Genomic DNA, 17,934 nt, shown 5'->3' with positions numbered 1-17,934 from the left:
CTTGTGGCGAGCCGGGCGCTGGCGCGGCTGCGGCGGGAGCGCTGGCAATCGCTGCCGAGATAGCGGCGACGACAGGTGAGCGCTTGGTCGTGGTAGGGCGTGTATCGGCTTGCGCGAACAACTCGCCACGTTGGGCTTCGCCGACACCGAGGCGCTGGCCGCGCGGATCGAAGGCTGGACCAGCGGCAGCACCCGCGCGCTGCGTGGGCCCGAGGCGCGCGCCGCGTTCGATGCGGTCCGACCGGCGCTGCTCGCCGCGCTGGCCGAGGCGCCCGACCCGATGCGCGCGCTGCTGCGCTGGGAGCAGGTGCTGGCCAACCTGCCCAGCGCAATCAACGTCTTTCGTCTGCTCGAAGCCCGGCCGGCGCTGCTGGCCATCCTGATGAAAGTGCTCGCGCACGCACCCGCTCTGGCCGACGAACTGGCGCGCCGCGCCGACCTGATCGACATCCTGATCGACCGCACCGCCTTCGACCTGCCGGGCAGCGTCGAGGACATCGCCACCGGCCTTGCGCGCGGCGAAGCGGGCGACGATTACCAGCGACTGCTCGATCGCGTGCGGCTGCGCGTGGGCGAATTGCGCTTTGCGCTGGGGGTGCAACTCGTCGAAGGCGGCCGCGATCCGCTCGATGCCGCCGAAGCGCTGGCGCGTGTCGCGGAGGCCGCGATCACGGTGCTCGCCGATGCCGCAACCCGCGAATTCGAGGCGATCCACGGCCGGGTTCCCGACAGCCGCATGGCGATCCTCGGGCTCGGCCGGCTGGGCGGCGGCGCGCTGACGCACGCGTCGGACCTCGACCTGGTGTTCCTGTTCAGCGGCGATTTCGCGGCCGAATCCGCCGGGCCCAAGCCGCTCGGCGGCACGCTCTACTACAACCGGCTGGCGCAGCGCGTGATCGCCGCGTTGAGCGTGCCGACCGCCGCAGGTGCGCTCTACGAGGTCGACGTGCGGCTGCGGCCGTCCGGGGCGCAGGGCCCGCTGGCGGTCAGCTTCGAGAGCTTCGCGCGCTATCAGCGCGAACAGGCCTGGACCTGGGAGCACATGGCGCTGATGCGCGCGCGGCCGGTGTTCGGCGAGGCGGGGGACCGCGCGGCGCTGGCCGGGATCATCGCTTCGGTCGCCGCGCAACCGCGCGATCCCGCCAAATTGTGCGCCGATGCACTCAAGATGCGCGGCGATATTGCGCAGCACAAGCTGCCCAAGGGTCCGCTCGACGTCAAACTGCTGCGCGGCGGGCTGGTCGATGTGGAGTTCATCGTCCACGTGGCGCAACTGCGCGACCGGGTCGGGCTGAAACCGGATTTGCGCGCCGCGATTGCGGAATTGACCGCGGCGGGTCTGGTCGGTCAAGGCTTCGGCACGGCGCACGACCTGCTCACGCGCCTGCTGGTGACGGTGCGGCTGATGGCGCCCGATGGCGGCTATCCGCCCCCCGCCAGCCAACCGATTGTAGCCCGCCTGTGTGGGCAGGAGGACTGGGCATCCCTGCTCGGCGCGGTTAAAGCGGCACGCGAAGTGGTCGCAGCGCAATGGGCAGCGACATTCGGCGAAACGATCGCAATGGAGTACTTGGCATGAGCGAGCGCATTGGCGAGGGCGACACGCTGCCCGATTTCGAACTGGCCCTGCCCGAAGGCGGCACCGTGACCGCCGCGCAATACCGCGGCAAGCCGCTGGTGCTGTTCTTCTATCCCAAGGACGATACGCCGGGCTGCACCACCGAGAACAAGGACTTTTCCGCGCTGGCCGGCGCGTTCGCGGCGGCCGGAGTCGCGCTGCTGGGGATCAGCAAGGACCCGCCGAAGAAGCACGCGAAATTCATCGAAAAGCACGCGCTGACAGCGCCGCTCGCCTCCGATTCCGAAACCGGCGGCCTGTCCGACGCGCTCGGCATCTGGACCGAAAAGTCGATGTATGGCCGCACCTACATGGGGATGGAGCGCACGACGTACCTGGTCGATGCGGCGGGCAAGATCGCGCGGGTGTGGAACAAGGTGAAGGTCAAGGGCCACGCGGACGAGGTGTTGGCCGCGGCGAAGGGTTGATGTGAAGGGGGGTAGCGGTCATTGAGGCGGCTACCTTGATCGCGGTGGCTCGATCGGCAAAGTTCAGTCCGCTTGGCTGGCCTCACGGCGCTCGCGCTCTTCGCGTTTGCGCTGCTTGCGAATCTTTCGGCCGAGATTGCGATCGGCTTCGTCCTGGCTGGTCGTCCCCACATCGATCGCCTTGCTGCCCACCTTGAATGGCGCGCGGACCGCAGTGCCGGCAAGGCCGGTGACGGCACTCCCCGCCATCGATGCGACACAGCCCGATAGCAAAAGACCCAAAAGGCATGTTGAAAATGCGCGCACCCGAAAGCTCCTCCGATGATGCTGGTTCTTTCACCGAAGATGCTTAACTTTTGCTGACGGGCGGGTCGGCATGGTGCCAGTGCGTTCGGACTGATGCGCGGCTTTACATCGGCTGAGGTAAGGGGGTTATTGCACGTGTCACATTAATTCAACTATTTGGGTTGCTCCGCTCATTCTCTACGCTCTGCGCGAGCGACGAGCGCAATCCGAACGGCGTCTACAAAGTGGTTTTCAGACCAACGACATCCGACGGTGTCATACCATTGGAAAGTCAACAGCGTCCGGTTGCTGACCCGCGCAAAATTACCAGTGCGAAGACTAAAACCCTCGGGCACTGTTGTAGAGGGTGGAGGCGGCTGGTCCTTCTTTCCGCCGATCACGCCGCCATCCGAACCAATAAAATTGCCGTAGCGATCAAATGCGGAAAAAGTGACCCAGGCTTTGGACATCGTTACATAGCTAGGAATTTCAACTTTTGCTTGATAACTGGCGATTGGCACAGGGCCGGTCGGAGACGTGAGGCGCGATAACCGCAGTTGTACATCTTCGACCTTAAATCGCGGTTGATCCCCCACAAGTACGCAGTCGGCGCGCTGCGGCTCTGCCTCAAAGGCCGGAAGATCGCCATCAACAGGAGCAGTTGGAGCATCACCCTCAAGGGGCTTGGGATCGGTGCTGAGCAGATAGACTTCCGTGTGCGAATTACCCGTTAACTCTCGCCACAAAACAGTCACCTGCACCCACTTTACCTCAGCTGACCCTGCGCCATTATTGATGGACAGTTCGGCTGCGGCTGGCACGGTCCAGCCTGGAGTTTTGTTGCTCCAGAATCCGATTGTTTGGGTGGGCGTCAACATCTGCTGCCCGTTGGAATTGCTGATGATCGCACCGAGCGCATCCTTCGCAACAAAACTAACTACAACACTCCGAATTTTCTCAGGCACAGTTGTAACAAGGCAGCCGTACACCGCGACATACCGAATGTCTCCACGCTTGAACGTCGTTGCCTGCATGTTGCGATATTCAAAAACCTGATCAGTCGTCTTGATGGCGAGGCAAGGTGTTTGCGGTGTAACCGTCACCGCTCGTTGCTGCGTTGTTGCCGCGCTCAGGCTCGAGCCCGAAATAAAAGCAGAACTGACAGCAAGCAATGCCGCTGAATTTTTCATATTTAATTCCCCATATTTAACATAATATTAGCGATTGATCGTGCTGTGGCAATAAAATTAGTCAATCGACTGCATGGGCACCGAAGAAAGTATTGTTTCTATTTGATTATTTTGTAAAAATACTCGATGAGAGTTGCCTTCTCGCAGATGGGAGCCTCCGGAAAAGCTGTGCTGGTTCAGATGGGGCTGACGCCGGGCAAGCGTGAGCTTAAATGGACACCATGACTAACCGTACCGTCACCACCACCATCACGGCTGCGATCCGCGCAGCGCTCCTTACCGCCGACCCGCGCGCGAAAGCGATGGCCGCGCGGGGCGTAGCGCGCGACTGGAGGCTGGGCCGGCTGGCACCCGCCTGCGCCGCCACGATGCCGGATTATCCCGCGCGCCCCGCCCTGCCAGAACTGCTGCCACCAAACCGCATGCCCAAGCGCGGGCGCGGCGGGTCTGAACGCGGACGGATCGCGCTGCTCCATTCGCTGGCGCATATCGAATTCGTCGCGATCGATCTCGCTCTCGATATGGCCGGTCGCTTCGGCAGGGCGCGTGGGCCTGGCTTCATCTCCGACTGGCTTTCGGTCGCGGCCGATGAAGCGATGCACTTTTCGCTGGTCGATCGCCGGCTGCATACGCTGGGCAGCTTCTACGGCGCATTGCCCGCGCACGATGGTCTGTGGGACGCCGCTCGCGAGACTGCGCACGATGTCGCCGCACGGCTGGCGGTGGTGCCGATGGTGCTCGAAGCGCGCGGGCTGGACGTCACGCCGGTGATGATCGAACGCTTCGCCGCGGCGGGTGACACACGCTCCGCGCGCATCCTCACGCGAATCCTTGACGATGAAATCAACCATGTGCGGTTCGGCACAACGCATTTCGAAACGGTGTGCGAAGAACGAGGCGAATCAGCGCCCCAGCTTTGGAAAATGCTGGTCGAGAAACACTTCCGCGGCCAACTTAAGCCGCCGTTCAACGACTCAGCGCGTCATGCAGCCGGTCTGTCGCGGCTCAGCGCATCGGCGCTTGCCATCTGAACCATGCCTCCGTTAACCCCAAACTACGAGATGGGTGGGGGGTTCCAGCCAACTCCAATAAAAACTTCCAACGTGGTGCGGCTCTTGGCCACACCTCGAATGGGATCCTTTTTTGGTAACGCCGGGACGGCACTTCAAGCGCACAACATCGCGCAAGTGTCCGGGGTCAACACGGGTCTAGGGTCGCAAATGCAAATCCGCTTTCTGTCTGCTATCATCGCAATTGCCGCCGGCACACTCGCAAGTGCTCCCGCGCTGGCCAATTCGGCTTCTTCGGCCGATATCGCGGCTCCGCTGCGTGCCGCCGAAGCCACCCGCACCAGCACCACCACCAGTTCGGGCGACGAGCAGTTCCAGCATCTGTTCGCGTCGTGGCAGGCGCTTGACGGCAACACCCGCATTCCATCGGCGGCGCCCCAAAAGGGCGCCGTTTCCATTCCATCGATCGTGCCGCTTTCGGGCGTGCACATGACCAGCGGCTTCGGCATGCGCTGGCACCCGATTCAAGGCGGCCGCCGCCAGCACAAGGGCGTCGACCTTGCCGCGCCAACCGGCACCCCGATCCACGCCTCAGCCGATGGCACGGTGGCGATGGCCGAACGCTACGCCGGCTACGGCCTTTACGTTCAGATCGAACACGGCGGCAGCCTCGAAACCCGTTACGGCCACATGAGCCGGATCGCGGTTGCCGAAGGCCAGTTCGTCCACAAGGGCGAAGTGATCGGCTATGTCGGCAGCACCGGCAACTCGACCGGGCCGCATCTGCATTACGAAGTTCGCGTCGATGGCGCGGCGGTCAACCCCATTCCCTACATGCATGGTGGCGAAGTGGGCGATGGCGACGACGCCACCGTGCTCGCCAGCCGCTGACATTCGCATTCTTGCGCCACAACAGGCTTTGACAGAATGATCATGGCAGTGTAGGCGTCATGGCGAGTTTCAGAGTTCCATCTTGGAGAGGATGGGGGAAAAGGGCGGCACGCGATGCTGCCCTTTCCTTTTTGTGGCGGCGGAAAAGGCACCGGCAGCAAGCTGTGCAAGGCCGGGTCCGGCTCCCGACATTCCCGTTGCGGTTCTTAATCGATCGGTTAAACTGCCCTCGAACGCGGCGCATGACGACCGCACGAGAGGACTTCGGCCATGCAATTCCACCCCACGTTCCATGCGGTCACCTCGCCCGACAAGCCCGCGGTGATCATGGCCGGCAGCGGCGAGACGGTAACGTATGGCGAGCTGGATACAGCCAGCAACCGCGTGGCCCAACTGCTGCGCTCGCGCGGGCTGGCGATCGGCGACACCGTCGCGTTGTGCCTCGAAAACCACCCGATGTATTTCGCGCTGTGCTGGGGCGCGCAGCGCGCGGGCCTGGTCTATGTCGCAATCTCCAGCCGGCTGACCCCGCCCGAAATCGCCTATATTGCGCACGACAGCGGCGCCAAGCTGCTGCTCGGTTCGGCCAGCCTGGCGCACGTGCTCGACCCGGTGGCGCAAGCGGCGCCCGATGTTCCGCAATTGCGCATCGGCGCCATCGGTGACCACGATCTCGAAGCCACACTGGCGGAGATGCCCGCACACCCGGTGGCGGACGAACGCGCCGGCTGCGACATGCTCTATTCGTCGGGCACCACCGGCAAGCCCAAGGGCGTGCGCCAGCCGCTGCCCGAAGAACCCGCGATCGGCGCGGTCAACGCGCTGATGGGGATCGCCTCGCAAGCCTTCGGCATCACGCCCGATTCGGTCTATCTCTCCCCCGCACCGCTATATCACGCCGCACCGCTGCGCTGGTCGATGTCGGTCCACCGCCTGGGCGGAACCGTTGTGGTGATGGAAAAGTTCGATCCCGAAGCTGCGCTCGCCGCGATCGAGCGCTACAAGGTCACCGACAGCCAGTGGGTGCCCACACACTTCGTCCGCCTGCTCAAGCTGCCGCCCGAAGTGCGCGCGAAGTACGATATCTCCACGCTCAAGTGCGCGATCCACGCCGCCGCGCCGTGCCCCGTTCCGGTCAAGCACGCGATGATCGAATGGTGGGGCCCGGTGCTGATGGAATACTACGCCGGCACCGAAGGCAACGGCTTCACCTTCCTGACCAGCGCCGACTGGCTGGCGCACCCCGGCTCGGTCGGCCGCGCGCTGACCGCCACGATCCGCATCTGCGACGATGACGGCGATGAAGTCCCCCGCCGCACCGAAGGCCAGGTGTTCTTCGAACAGCCCGACCCCGCCGCACCCGTGTTCCAATACCACAACGATCCCGAGAAGACCGCCAGTTCGCGCAACAAACACGGCTGGACCAGCCTGGGCGACGTAGGCTGGGAGGACGAGGACGGCTTCCTCTACCTCACCGACCGCAAGAGCTTCATGATCATTTCGGGCGGGGTCAACATCTACCCGCAGGAAATCGAGAACCTGCTGATCACGCACCCCAAAGTTACCGACGTCGCAGTAATCGGTGCGCCCGATGCCGAAATGGGCGAGCGCGTCGTCGCCATCGTCCAGCCCGCCGACATGGCCGAGGCCGGCCCCGCGCTGGCTGACGAATTGACCGCGTGGCTCGGCCCGCAACTCAGCCGCATCAAGATGCCGCGCCAGATCGACTTCCGCGCCGAACTGCCGCGCGAACCCACCGGCAAGCTGTTCAAGCGCCTGCTGCGCGAGGAATACCGCGCCGCCGCTGCGCAAACTGCCTGACATCCAAGGACCACCATGGCCTCCATTTCCGTTCCCACCGCCCCCGTTCCTGTTGCGACGCCCGAAGACGCTTTCGCCGTCATCAACCCCAAGGCTTACGCCGCGTGGGACGACCAACTCGATCGCTTCGACCGCCTCCGCGCGGACATGCCGGTGGCGCGGATTGTCTCGCCCGAGGATATCCACGAACCGTTCTGGCTGCTCACCAAATTCGATGATTGCATGGCCGTCAGCAAGGACAATGCGACCTTCCTCAACGCCCCGCGCCCCTCGGTGTTCTCCACCCGCGAAGGCGAGGCGCTGGTCTGCGCCATCACCGGCGGCAACCCCAACCTGGTCGAATCGCTCGTCCAGATCGACGCGCCCAAGCACCCCAAGCTGCGCCGGCTGACGCAGGACTGGTTCATGCCCAAGAACCTGATGAAGCTGGAGGGCCGGATCCGCGAGATCGCCGGCCACGCGATCGACCGCATGTTCGCCGCCGGGCCCGAGGTGGATTTCGCGCGCGTCGTCTCGGCGCCCTATCCGCTCCACGTCGTCATGCAGATCCTGGGCGTGCCCGAGGAGGACGAACCGCGCATGCTGATGCTGACCCAGCAGATGTTCGGCGGGCAGGACGAAGACCTCAACCAGTCGCCGATCAAGAACCTGGCGCCCGAACAGATCATCCAAATCGTGGCGGGCGCGGTAAAGAACTTCGAGGACTATTTCGCCGGCCTCGCCGCCCAGCGCCGCGCCAACCCCGCCGACGATCTCGCCAGCGTGATCGCCAACGCGCAGATCGACGGCCACCCGCTGGAGGACCGCGACACCGCCGGCTACTACATCATCACCGCCAGCGCCGGCCACGACACCACCAGCGCCTCAACCGCCGGCGCCATGCTCGCATTGGCGCAAGACCCCGAGCAATTCGCGCGGGTGAAAGCCGACCGCAGCCTGCTCTCAGGTATCGTCGAAGAGGCCATCCGCTGGACCACCCCCGTCCAGCACTTCATGCGCACCGCCAGTGCCGACACCGAAATCGGCGGCCAGACAATCGCCAAGGGCGATTACATCATGATCAACTACGTCGCCGCCAACCACGACCCCGCGCGTTTCCCAGACCCCCGCCGCTTCGACGCGGGGCGAGCGGCAAATCGTCACCTGGCGTTCGGCGCCGGCGCGCACCAGTGCCTGGGCCTGCACCTCGCCCGCATGGAAATGCGCATCCTGTTCGAAACGCTGCTCGATCGCGTGGACAGCATCGAACTGGCCGGCGAACCCAGGCGCATCCAGTCGGTGTTCGTCGGCGGGCTTAAGTCTTTGCCACTGCGGTGGAAGGCGGCTTGAGGGGGCGACAGCTTCGCTATTTTCAAGAAGCAGGAAGGTTAGTTGCGAGAGGGTTACCCCCTCGCGCTCCCATTATCGTCGAGGACAGATCCTGCGCGACGGTGCGTTGGCTTGCTTCGTCGGATGACGGCTGTTGGCGGCTTTGCAGCCGGGGTAGACGGCGGGAATCGGTGGAAAGCTGACATTGCCACACGCGACCATGGCCCGCGCTATGGCACATAAACGAAGTGCACTTTGAAATCGAAAACGCCACCGCGCTCGAAAACGTGAACATGCAAAACCAAATCGCTACAGCCCTCCTCGACGGTGAACAAGTCCACCAGCACTTCCCAGTATTCCAATTGCCACTGGCAGACCGAAGTGTCCCAACTTGCGTCCGGGAGCGACGTTAACGCGCAGCCATAGTCATTAATATTTCGGACAATTCGAGCCGCTGTGTTATCGTCAAGCGGAACGACATCGGCGAGGCTACGTAGGTTGAAGTTCCCATCTTTGAGGGCCTCCGCGATGTCCCGAAGCGTACTCCTCCATATTGACGGAACAGGATGCTCCTGCTCTTCGTCCTTCAGAATTGGAATTGGTGCACTCACAAGCCTGCGCTCCGAAGTTGGCAACCATCGCCGGTGACGGAGGAGATTCGCACCATTCCAGACTGACGGCAACTGGGCGTAACCGTCATACGGGGCGGCAGACCACCTCGCGGCAAGTCGCCAGTAAATCTGCGCCATACGACGGAACGATCAGTACCAAACTGAGTTCGCCGGTTTCAATCCGCGCAATCTGCCGTTTCAATACAAGGCCATGCGCGTCGTGATACTGAGCATCTGCGGAAGGATGAGGCGGAATGAAAAGGCTGTCGAAATCTGTGTCCGCATCTGGTGTGCGCCCCGTGACGACCTCGGCGACAAGTATGACGTTGCCCTCACGAAAATTCTCAACGTGCAGCGCCTCCAGCCCTTCGAGGAGAAGTTCATAATCGGAGCCGCTCACATCTTGAAGGTATATCGTCACAGCCTCATCTCGAAGGCGGAGGCCGGTCACATAGCCATCGTGAAAGCGAGGAATTGGCTCCATCGGAAAACCCTAGGGCCAAAACGACCATGTCCGCAATCGGGACGGCGACGATGACCGAAGAACGACCTCCTTTGGGCGCGACCGGCCCTTCCGAGCGAAGCGACATCTTCCCGATTTCCGCAATCGACGGCTGATCGGCGGTGTCGTCCTGCGGTTTGAATCGCTACAGGCAGCCCATGCTGCGCCTTACCAACCTGACATTGCCCCTGCATCACGCGGACGAGGCGCTGCTTGCGGCGATTTTCAAGCGGCTGCGGGTCACCCCCCGCGACGTGGTGCGCTATCAGATCGTCCGCCGGGGGAACGACGCGCGCGAAAAGGCCAACATCCAGTTGGTTTACACGGTCGACGTGACACTCAGGAACGAGGCTCCGGTGCTCGCGCGGTTTCGCAAGGATCGCGACGTTCAGCCCACGCCCGACACCAGCTATCGCCATGTCGCGCAGGCACCGGCAGGGGTGGCGGCGGCGGGGGCGGCGCGGCCGGTAATCGTGGGCGCGGGGCCGTGTGGATTGTTCGCCGCGCTGATCCTGGCGCAGATGGGCTTTCGCCCGATCGTTCTCGATCGCGGCAAAGTCGTGCGCGAACGGACGAAGGACACCTGGGGGCTGTGGCGCAGAAGCGTGCTCAACCCCGAATCCAACGTGCAATTCGGCGAAGGCGGCGCCGGGACCTTCTCTGACGGCAAGCTTTACAGCCGGATCAAGGACCCCCGTCACCTCGACCGCAAGGTGCTGATCGAGTTCGTCAAGGCCGGCGCTCCGCCCGAGATCCTGACCGAGGCGCACCCGCACATCGGCACCTTCCGCCTTGTGACGATGGTCGAGAGCATGCGCGCGTCGATCGAGGCCCTGGGGGGCGAGTATCGGTTCGAGACGCGCGTCGAGGGCATCGATATCGATGTCGACGCCAACGGCGGGCGCCGCGTCCGCGGCCTCCACCTCCACACCGGCGCGTATCTGGAAGCGAGCCATGTCGTGCTGGCGATCGGCCACAGCGCGCGAGATACGTTCCAGATGCTCCACAACGCAGGCGTGCATGTCGAGGCGAAGCCGTTCTCGATCGGGGTCCGCATCGAGCATCCCCAATCATGGATCGACCGCGCGCGCTTTGGCCTCAACGCCGGCAACCCGATCCTGGGGGCCGCCGAATACCATATTTCGCACCACTGCTCGAACGACCGGACCGTCTACAGCTTCTGCATGTGCCCCGGCGGAACGGTGGTCGCGGCAACGTCCGAAGAAGGCGGCGTTGCGACGAACGGCATGAGCCAGTATTCGCGCAACGAGCGCAACGCCAATTCCGGGTTCGTCGTGGGGATCGACCCGGCCCGCGACTATCCGGGCGATCCGCTCGCCGGGCTTGCGCTGCAGCGCCACTGGGAGCGCCGCGCGTTCGTTGCGGGCGGCTCGAACTACAAGGCGCCGGCGCAGCGGCTCGGCGATTTCCTGGCGGGTCGACCATCGACCGCGCTGGGATCGGTCATCCCGTCCTATCGGCCCGGCGTGCAGCCGACCGATCTTGCCGAGTGCCTCCCCGACTTCGCCGTCGCCGCGATGCGCGAGGCGCTGCCGGTGTTCGGCCGCCAGATTCCGGGGTACGATCATCCGGACGTGGTGATGACAGGCGTGGAGACGCGCACGTCCTCGCCCGTGCGGTTCACGCGGGGCGACGACTTCCAGAGCCTGAACACGTCCGGCCTGTTCCCCGCCGGAGAGGGCGCCGGATATGCCGGCGGGATCCTTTCGGCAGCAGTGGACGGGATCAAGGTGGCAGAAGCACTGGCGAAAGCCTGTGTTGCGCAAGGCGCATAGCGGGGTCGCTTGGCCGGGCGGTCAAAAACCAAGGCACCGGGATGCATGGGCGATGGGTGCCGATGGAAATGCGCATCCTGTTCGAAGCGCTGCTCGATCGGGTGGGCAGCATCGAACTGGCGGGAGAGCCGAAGCGCATCCAGTCGGTGTTCGTTTATAGGCTGAAGTCGCTGCAGCTGCGGTTCAGGGCGGTTTGAGCGGGTGGTGAATTCAGGGATTATTGAAGGGAATCGAAGGATTTAAACGCGAGGGGGTTACCCCCTCGCGCTCCCAGACATTTGGCGATTGAAAGCCAAGTCGCGCTGCCACCAATTCCTCCCCGAGGTTGTTCGGGGAGGGGGACCGCCGGAACGACGGTAGAGGGGAAAGGGCCCAACCCCGGTCACTCAAGCAAGTTACAGAGCACAGGGTGCTTATCCATTTGCTTTTTCCGTGAGGCGGTAATGAGATTTCGAATCCCGCGTGTAATTTCCGCTGATAAATTCAAGAACGCCCTTGCGAACAAGGCGGTCCAGATCCTTCTTTGAAGTGGCCCAAGTACGACCTGTTAATCGCGACGCATCAGAGACGTGGATGACTCGATTTCGGTAAGCATGAGCCGCAAGCGCAATTTCATGCTCTTGCAGCATTCGCCAGACCTCTACGCCAAAATAGACTGCTACATCGCGATCTGATGCGCGCTTGCGAGTGAGGTGGTCGTTGAATAGCGTAACCCTTACAACGACACCATGAAGAGCTTCTTGCTTAAATACTGGATCAGGAAGACTATAATTTTCCATACTTTCTTTAATGCGCCGCGTACCTTCCTGCGCCATCTGCACATATCCAAGATAGCGCATCGCATCCATGAAATGATGGTTACGTGCAGCTCTTGTGAGATAAAGATTGTTTTCATTGACGGGTGGAACAAAACCACCAGGACTTTCAATTTCCATTCTATTCGGGAAAAGTTTGACCGTAACATCGGTTCCGGAAAAACTGTAAGATCGATGAACACAAGCGTTTACGAGTGCCTCAAACCAGGCCCAACGTGGATATTCCGGCGTAGTTTCAAACTTACCATCTTTGTTCAACCAAGTGACATGGCAATTATGTCTTTAACTACGCAGGATGCCATGATAGACGATTCGGGACAGGCCGGCGCTCAGATTGAAGTCACCCGAGATATGATAGAGGCAGCTCTCGATGCATTCTCAGATTACGATTTATCAGTAGATTCGCTTGAAGCCGCATTCATTTCGGGCCTTAACGCAATGATCCGTTCTGGCTTGCCTTTTTGCGTAGTAAGAACCCCTTGTGCAAATAACACAGCATAATATTCTATACCAATCCAATAAAGCTTCATGCCGATTTCATGTAATTGAGCGTTGGTTAGTGATTGTTTTATACCAGCCGATTTACCGCGATGAACCTCAAAATATTCAACAGTTGTATTGTTGAAATCTAGATTGCGCTGGCCATGGACAACGAGGTTTCGTTTTTCAAGCAGCCCAGTCTGAAGCTCGGTTCTAACTTTCTTGATAGCTGCAATCAAAAGGCCGGGTGCCCTAAGGTGCTGGGCTAGCCTTAAGGCCATGCTTACCCGCGCCATCATATCAAGCCCGCCTGTAACCAATTTGCCGGTCGCATCGTCAAGGTGTAGAAGCGCCCAAATGGTGATTGAGAGTTGAGACTCAATGTGAGCCCATTGAACGCAGATATTGCCAATTTGAGTGTTCCGGTCGTTGATCAGCGTTTGGTGTTCGGGGGTAAGTGGAGGAGTTGGTATAAGCATGGCATCTCGCAGTGAAGATGACACCTACTCCGAAGCGGAGACGGTGGCCCGTCGAGAGGCGGCGCTAAAGCGCGCCTTCACCATGCCTCACAAGCCGCACCAAGCTACCGGGAAGCGGGGCAAGGAGTCGAGTCAATCGAAGTAGCGTTTGCGGCGCTCTCCGCTCTGGCGGGGTATGCGTGCCAGCTTAGGCGGCGAGCTTATCAGTCCGCCGATAGGTGAGGCGACGGCCTTCGCCGCCCTTGAGCATGAGTGCAGCGCGCTCGCCGTCGTTCATGTTGCGGGTGTTGTAGCGCAGATCGAACTCGGCGCAGTAGCGGCCAAGGTGGGCTTCGCTCATGTGGTGATAGGTGCCGATCACGCCGCGCTTGAAAATGGAGAAGAAGTTTTCGGCGGTGTTGGAGTGCTTGAAACCGCCCGTGGTGACGTATTCCGCAGCGCTGTGGTTCACCGTGTAGTGGTTGGCGAACTCCTTGCCCATGCGGGTGTAGATGGCGCTTTCGTCGGTCATCAGGACCGAGGCGCGATCGATGTTGGTGACGACTAGGGCGCGGACGTCCTTGGCGTTGACGTTGGCAACGTGGAACGAACGAGCGATTCCGTCACGCTGCACAAGGGCGACAACCGCCTTCTTGGGAGCGGGCGAGCGGGTGGCGCGATTCTTGGCCTTGCCGCCGACGTAGGTTTCATCGGCTTCAACGACTTCGTTCTTGCCGCCCATCGGGCCGGTAGGAGCCGCGCCGTCCATAGCCTCACGGATGCGATGGCAAAGGAACCACGCGGTCTTGTAAGTGACGCCCAGCATACGCTCCATCTGCTTGGCGCTCATACCCTTCTTGGACGCGGCCATGAGGTGGAATGCCAGCAACCACTTGTGCAGAGGAACGTGGCTGCGCTCCATGATGCTGCCAGTGCGGACGGTGAACTTCTCGCGGCAATCGTTGCACTGGAAATAGCCAGTCATCTTGCCTTCAAGGCGGCGAACGCGGAGCGAACCGCAATGGCCGCAGTTGGGTTCACCATTCCAGCGCGAAGCCTCAATATGCGCGAGCGCCTTGGCTTCGTCGTGGAAGATCGGGTCTGTGATGTTCGTTGCCATGCCAAAGATATGCGCCGGTCATGCTGCGTAGTCAAGTATATAATTGCCAGTGACATCATACACTAGTTCATCTAATTCTTGAGCTGCCGCCTTGATAATCGAGACAACATTTCCTTCAAAGAATCGATCCCTGAGGGGCGTGTAGCTGTTTCCAGTTCCCTCTGTATTGTCACCAAACCGTTGAACTCTTACCCTGCACCCTGGAATGCTTTTGCGGGGGCTTTTTGCTGCAAGCAGCACGAGGGCATTGTTGGGTGCAAGCCGACCATTCTCGTCAGCCAGTAAAAACCTGTCTCGCAATATCTCGGCGTTGCCCCAATCTTCTCGCCGTTCGCGCGTTCTGAAGCCATCACAGAAATCTTGAATTATGCCATCGTCAAAATCTTCGGGGAACGCGTATGGCGCGCGCGACAGCTCAAACGTCAACTCCTGTCGAGTCGAGCGGAAATCCTGCTTTTCCTCATCGCTCATTTTGTGGATGGTGTCTCCATACCTGATCCAAGCCTCGGGCTTGTTTGTTTCGATCAATCGCCCAACGTATGGAATGTAAATAGCAACACAGAAATCCTGCTTGCCATTGACCGTTGCTTCGATCCTGCGAAATTCAGGCTTGGCTTCCGGGCAAAGCTGCGTGTGGCAAGATTCGATCCTGTTTAGTTGGTCAGAAGATAGACTACTGCACCCTGTAGGATTACCGTCTGAATCCGCACCAAAAACCAACACTCCACCATCGGGAGTGTTTGAAAAGGCGCTAAGGTACTTCGCCATGTCGTGAAAATCGACTTTGGCGCCACCCTTGTTGTCAATTCGCCGTCCTTCCGAGAAGAAGGGCATCATTTGAGCTGTGAGCCGAACCCATATCTCGCGTGGGGTCCAGAGGGCCGGGCTATCGGCCACCGCGAACGGGCCTTCGAAGGGCAGTTCCATTTGGTTCATGGCAGCAAGGTACAGGGTGTCGACGATAGCGTCGACACCCTACATCTAGTATGTCGACGATAACGTCGACATACCATGGGTTGGTGCCAATTAGGCATCAACGCCAGTCCAGCCGTAAGCGACGCGCAACCAATTTCCTACATCGCCGCACCCTGCTATGGCCGGGTGGTTCTTTCAAATCGTCGGTAATGTCCTGATCTTGCGCGGAAATTCGCGGGGGAAAGTTCCGCTGTGAATTTCACTCTCATGCGCGATATGCGAGAAGTTAGAGAAGCTCGCCAGAAAACCCGCGCAATTGCAATCAGTTAGCCCGCCGCGCAACTTCTCTTAACAGCGCTACTTCGCGGTCACAAGCCAAACACCGGGAGCGCGAGGGCAATGGCCCTCGCATCTATCCCTTTCTAAACATTGCCTAAAACTAAAATCAAACCCCCAACAACCGCTTCGCCATCGCGCGCACTTCGTCGGCCATGTCTTCGCGTTCGAGCGCTAGTGCGAGCGTTGCCTCCACAAACCCCGTCTTGCTGCCGCAATCGAAGCGGCGGCCGGCGAAGGTCACGGCGTGGAAAGGTTGCTGGCCGATCATGCGGGCCATCGCGTCGGTTAGCTGGATTTCGCCGCCGGCGCCTTTGCCCTGGCTTTCGAGCGTGCGCATCACTTCGGGCTGGAGGATGTAGCGGCCCGAGATGATGAGGTTGGAGGGGGCGTCTTCGCGTTTCGGCTTTTCGACCAGGCCGAGCACTTCGGTGAGCGCACCGCCGGGTCCGAAGCCGCGCTTGCCAGGTTGGATCACGCCGTAGCTGGAGACTTCGTCCTCGGGCACTTCGAGCACGCTGATGAGGTTACCGCCGACTTCGTTGTAGGCCTCGACCATCTGCTTCATGCAACCCGGATTTCCGACCATCAGTTCGTCGGGCAAGAAGATCGCGAAGGGTTCGTTGCCGACGATCGCGCGCGCGCACCAGATCGCGTGGCCCAGGCCGAGAGGCACCTGCTGTCGCACCGTGACGAGGTTGCCCGGCTGGATGCGCGTGGGTTCGAGCACGTCGAGCGACTTGCCCCGGCCACCCATCGTGGCTTCAAGTTCGTAGGCCTGGTCGAAATGCTCGACGATCGCGGTCTTGCCGCGGCCGGTGATGAAGATCAGTTCCTCGATTCCCGCCTCGCGCGCTTCGTCGACCGCATACTGGATCAGCGGCCGGTCGATGATCGGCAGCATTTCCTTGGGGATAGCCTTGGTGGCGGGCAGAAACCGCGTGCCGAGCCCGGCAACCGGGAACACGGCCTTGCGGATAGGTTTGCGTGTGGTTGTCTCGGTCATCCTGCCCCGCGTGCCAATGCATTGTTACAGAACGAATAACGGCAATCCTTGGAAACACGCAAGCGACATCGGAATCAACAGCGCACCGGCACCGGCTTGCGCAAGGGGCCAAAGCGGTTAAACGCCGGACGATGGACAAGATTATCATCAAAGGCGGCAAGCGCCTTTCCGGCACCGTCCCGGTTTCGGGCGCCAAGAACGCTGCGCTCACGCTGCTGCCCTGTGCGCTGCTGACCGACGAGCCGCTGACGCTGCGCAACCTGCCGCGGCTGGCGGATATCGATACGTTCCAGCACCTGATGAACCAGTTCGGGGTATCGACCTCGATCGCGGGCACCCGGCCGGGGGACTTCGGGCGAGTGATGACGCTTTCCGCGCCCCGCATTACCAGCAGCGTCGCGCCGTATGAACTGGTGCGCAAGATGCGTGCCTCGATTCTGGTGCTGGGTCCGATGCTGGCGCGGATGGGCGAGGCGACAGTCTCGCTGCCGGGTGGCTGCGCGATCGGCAACCGGCCGATCGACCTGCACCTCAAGGTGCTGGAAGCGCTGGGCGCCCAAATCGAACTGGCGGCGGGCTATGTGAAAGCACATGCGCCGACAAGCGGGCTGCCCGGCGGGCGCTACAGCTTCCCGGTGGTCTCGGTGGGTGCGACCGAGAATGCGCTGATGGCGGCGGTGACGGCGCGCGGCAAATCCACGCTGCACAACGCGGCGCGCGAGCCTGAGATCGTCGATCTGTGCAACATGCTGGTGGCGATGGGTGCCGAGATCGAGGGCATCGGCAGTTCCGACCTCACCATCCACGGCGTGCCCCGGCTCCACGGCGCGACTTATGCGGTGATGCCCGACCGGATCGAAGCGGGCAGCTACGCCTGTGCCGCGGCCATAACCGGTGGCGACGTAACGTTGCAGGGCGCGGTGATCGAGGACATGGAGGCCACCGTCCAGGCCTTGCGCGATGCGGGCGTGAGCGTCGAGCCGACCAAGAACGGAATGCGCGTCCAAGCGGACGGACCTCTGCGCCCGGTTACGCTGTCGACCGCGCCGTACCCTGGCTTCGCGACCGACATGCAGGCGCAACTTATGGCGATGTTGTGCCGCGCCGAAGGGGCCAGCGTGCTGACCGAAACGATCTTCGAAAACCGCTACATGCACGTCCCCGAACTCAACCGCATGGGCGCGCATATCGAAACCAAGGGCCGTACTGCGGTCGTCCACGGCGTGGGCAAGCTGACCGGCGCCGAAGTGATGGCGACCGACTTGCGCGCCTCGATGAGCCTGGTGATCGCGGGACTTGCGGCCGAGGGCGAAACCCAGGTCCACCGGCTGTACCACCTCGATC

General features: G+C 61.6%; 18 protein-coding genes. 9 read left to right on the top strand and 9 right to left on the bottom strand.

The window, feature by feature from the left end:
• Positions 1 to 109 precede the first annotated feature (109 nt).
• Positions 110 to 1,579 (top strand): hypothetical protein, encoded by a 1,470-nt coding sequence (locus tag Q0R16_RS03810; RefSeq protein WP_366857062.1) that lies wholly within the window; start codon positions 110 to 112, stop codon positions 1,577 to 1,579.
• On the top strand, positions 1,576 to 2,046 hold the full coding sequence (locus tag Q0R16_RS03805; RefSeq protein WP_295632140.1) for a peroxiredoxin: 471 nt from the start codon (positions 1,576 to 1,578) through the stop codon (positions 2,044 to 2,046). The genes Q0R16_RS03810 and Q0R16_RS03805 overlap by 4 nt, the downstream gene beginning before the upstream one ends.
• A 63-nt stretch (positions 2,047 to 2,109) precedes the next feature.
• Here the strand turns inward: Q0R16_RS03805 and Q0R16_RS03800 are convergent, their stop codons facing one another.
• Entirely contained in the window at positions 2,110 to 2,295 is a 186-nt protein-coding gene (locus Q0R16_RS03800; protein ID WP_295632137.1) for a hypothetical protein, read from the bottom strand.
• A 227-nt stretch (positions 2,296 to 2,522) separates the two neighbouring features.
• A complete protein-coding gene (locus Q0R16_RS03795) occupies positions 2,523 to 3,521 on the bottom strand; it encodes a hypothetical protein (protein WP_295632135.1) in 999 nt (332 codons plus the stop codon).
• A 221-nt stretch (positions 3,522 to 3,742) separates the two neighbouring features.
• Here Q0R16_RS03795 and Q0R16_RS03790 point away from each other — a divergent pair, with 221 nt between their 5' ends.
• The 4 genes from Q0R16_RS03790 (at position 3,743) to Q0R16_RS03775 (ending at position 8,572) form a co-directional block, all read left to right on the top strand.
• Positions 3,743 to 4,552, top strand: a complete 810-nt coding sequence (locus Q0R16_RS03790; RefSeq protein ID WP_295632132.1) for a ferritin-like domain-containing protein — start codon at positions 3,743 to 3,745, stop codon at positions 4,550 to 4,552.
• A gap of 189 nt (positions 4,553 to 4,741) precedes the next feature.
• A complete protein-coding gene (locus Q0R16_RS03785; RefSeq protein WP_295632129.1) occupies positions 4,742 to 5,422 on the top strand; it encodes a M23 family metallopeptidase in 681 nt (226 codons plus the stop codon).
• 270 nt (positions 5,423 to 5,692) lie between these two features.
• Complete coding sequence (locus Q0R16_RS03780) at positions 5,693 to 7,243, top strand: acyl-CoA synthetase (protein WP_295632126.1); 1,551 nt, start codon at positions 5,693 to 5,695, stop codon at positions 7,241 to 7,243.
• A 15-nt stretch (positions 7,244 to 7,258) separates the two neighbouring features.
• Entirely contained in the window at positions 7,259 to 8,572 is a 1,314-nt protein-coding gene (locus Q0R16_RS03775; RefSeq protein WP_295632124.1) for a cytochrome P450, read from the top strand.
• 209 nt (positions 8,573 to 8,781) lie between these two features.
• Here the strand turns inward: Q0R16_RS03775 and Q0R16_RS03770 are convergent, their stop codons facing one another.
• Positions 8,782 to 9,162, bottom strand: a complete 381-nt coding sequence (locus Q0R16_RS03770) for a hypothetical protein (protein ID WP_295632122.1) — start codon at positions 9,160 to 9,162, stop codon at positions 8,782 to 8,784.
• Between the two features lie 85 nt (positions 9,163 to 9,247).
• Positions 9,248 to 9,646 carry a hypothetical protein gene (locus Q0R16_RS03765; RefSeq protein ID WP_295632118.1) on the bottom strand — a complete coding sequence of 133 codons (399 nt, stop codon included), beginning with the start codon at positions 9,644 to 9,646 and terminating at the stop codon, positions 9,248 to 9,250.
• A gap of 176 nt (positions 9,647 to 9,822) precedes the next feature.
• Between Q0R16_RS03765 and Q0R16_RS03760 the strand changes: the two genes are divergently transcribed.
• Together Q0R16_RS03760 and Q0R16_RS03755 are read left to right on the top strand one after the other, a co-directional pair.
• A complete protein-coding gene (locus Q0R16_RS03760) occupies positions 9,823 to 11,460 on the top strand; it encodes an NAD(P)/FAD-dependent oxidoreductase (RefSeq protein WP_295632116.1) in 1,638 nt (545 codons plus the stop codon).
• Positions 11,461 to 11,522: 62 nt separating this feature from the next.
• Complete coding sequence (locus Q0R16_RS03755) at positions 11,523 to 11,657, top strand: hypothetical protein (protein WP_366857056.1); 135 nt, start codon at positions 11,523 to 11,525, stop codon at positions 11,655 to 11,657.
• A 216-nt stretch (positions 11,658 to 11,873) separates the two neighbouring features.
• Here Q0R16_RS03755 and Q0R16_RS03750 read toward each other — a convergent pair whose 3' ends face one another.
• From Q0R16_RS03750 to Q0R16_RS03730, 5 genes are all read right to left on the bottom strand, one after another.
• Positions 11,874 to 12,533 (bottom strand): ATP-binding protein, encoded by a 660-nt coding sequence (locus Q0R16_RS03750; RefSeq protein WP_295632114.1) that lies wholly within the window; start codon positions 12,531 to 12,533, stop codon positions 11,874 to 11,876.
• 125 nt (positions 12,534 to 12,658) lie between these two features.
• On the bottom strand, positions 12,659 to 13,258 hold the full coding sequence (locus Q0R16_RS03745) for a hypothetical protein (RefSeq protein ID WP_295632111.1): 600 nt from the start codon (positions 13,256 to 13,258) through the stop codon (positions 12,659 to 12,661).
• Positions 13,259 to 13,421: 163 nt separating this feature from the next.
• Complete coding sequence (locus Q0R16_RS03740) at positions 13,422 to 14,333, bottom strand: IS1595 family transposase (RefSeq protein WP_295632108.1); 912 nt, start codon at positions 14,331 to 14,333, stop codon at positions 13,422 to 13,424.
• A gap of 18 nt (positions 14,334 to 14,351) precedes the next feature.
• Complete coding sequence (locus Q0R16_RS03735) at positions 14,352 to 15,260, bottom strand: RNA-binding domain-containing protein (protein ID WP_295632105.1); 909 nt, start codon at positions 15,258 to 15,260, stop codon at positions 14,352 to 14,354.
• Between the two features lie 433 nt (positions 15,261 to 15,693).
• Positions 15,694 to 16,590: a UTP--glucose-1-phosphate uridylyltransferase gene (locus Q0R16_RS03730; RefSeq protein ID WP_295632101.1), complete on the bottom strand. Its 897-nt coding sequence runs from the start codon at positions 16,588 to 16,590 to the stop codon at positions 15,694 to 15,696.
• A 131-nt stretch (positions 16,591 to 16,721) separates the two neighbouring features.
• On the opposite strand from Q0R16_RS03730, the gene murA reads away from it, so the two are divergent.
• A partial coding sequence (gene murA, locus Q0R16_RS03725; protein WP_295632098.1) for a UDP-N-acetylglucosamine 1-carboxyvinyltransferase occupies positions 16,722 to 17,934 on the top strand: 1,213 nt, incomplete at its 3' end.

The sequence above is a fragment of the Novosphingobium sp. genome (assembly GCF_025351285.1).
In the GTDB taxonomy this organism is placed as follows: Bacteria; Pseudomonadota; Alphaproteobacteria; order Sphingomonadales; family Sphingomonadaceae; genus Novosphingobium.
Note: the sequence above shows the minus strand (reverse complement) of the source record. Positions and strands in the feature narration are given on the sequence as shown.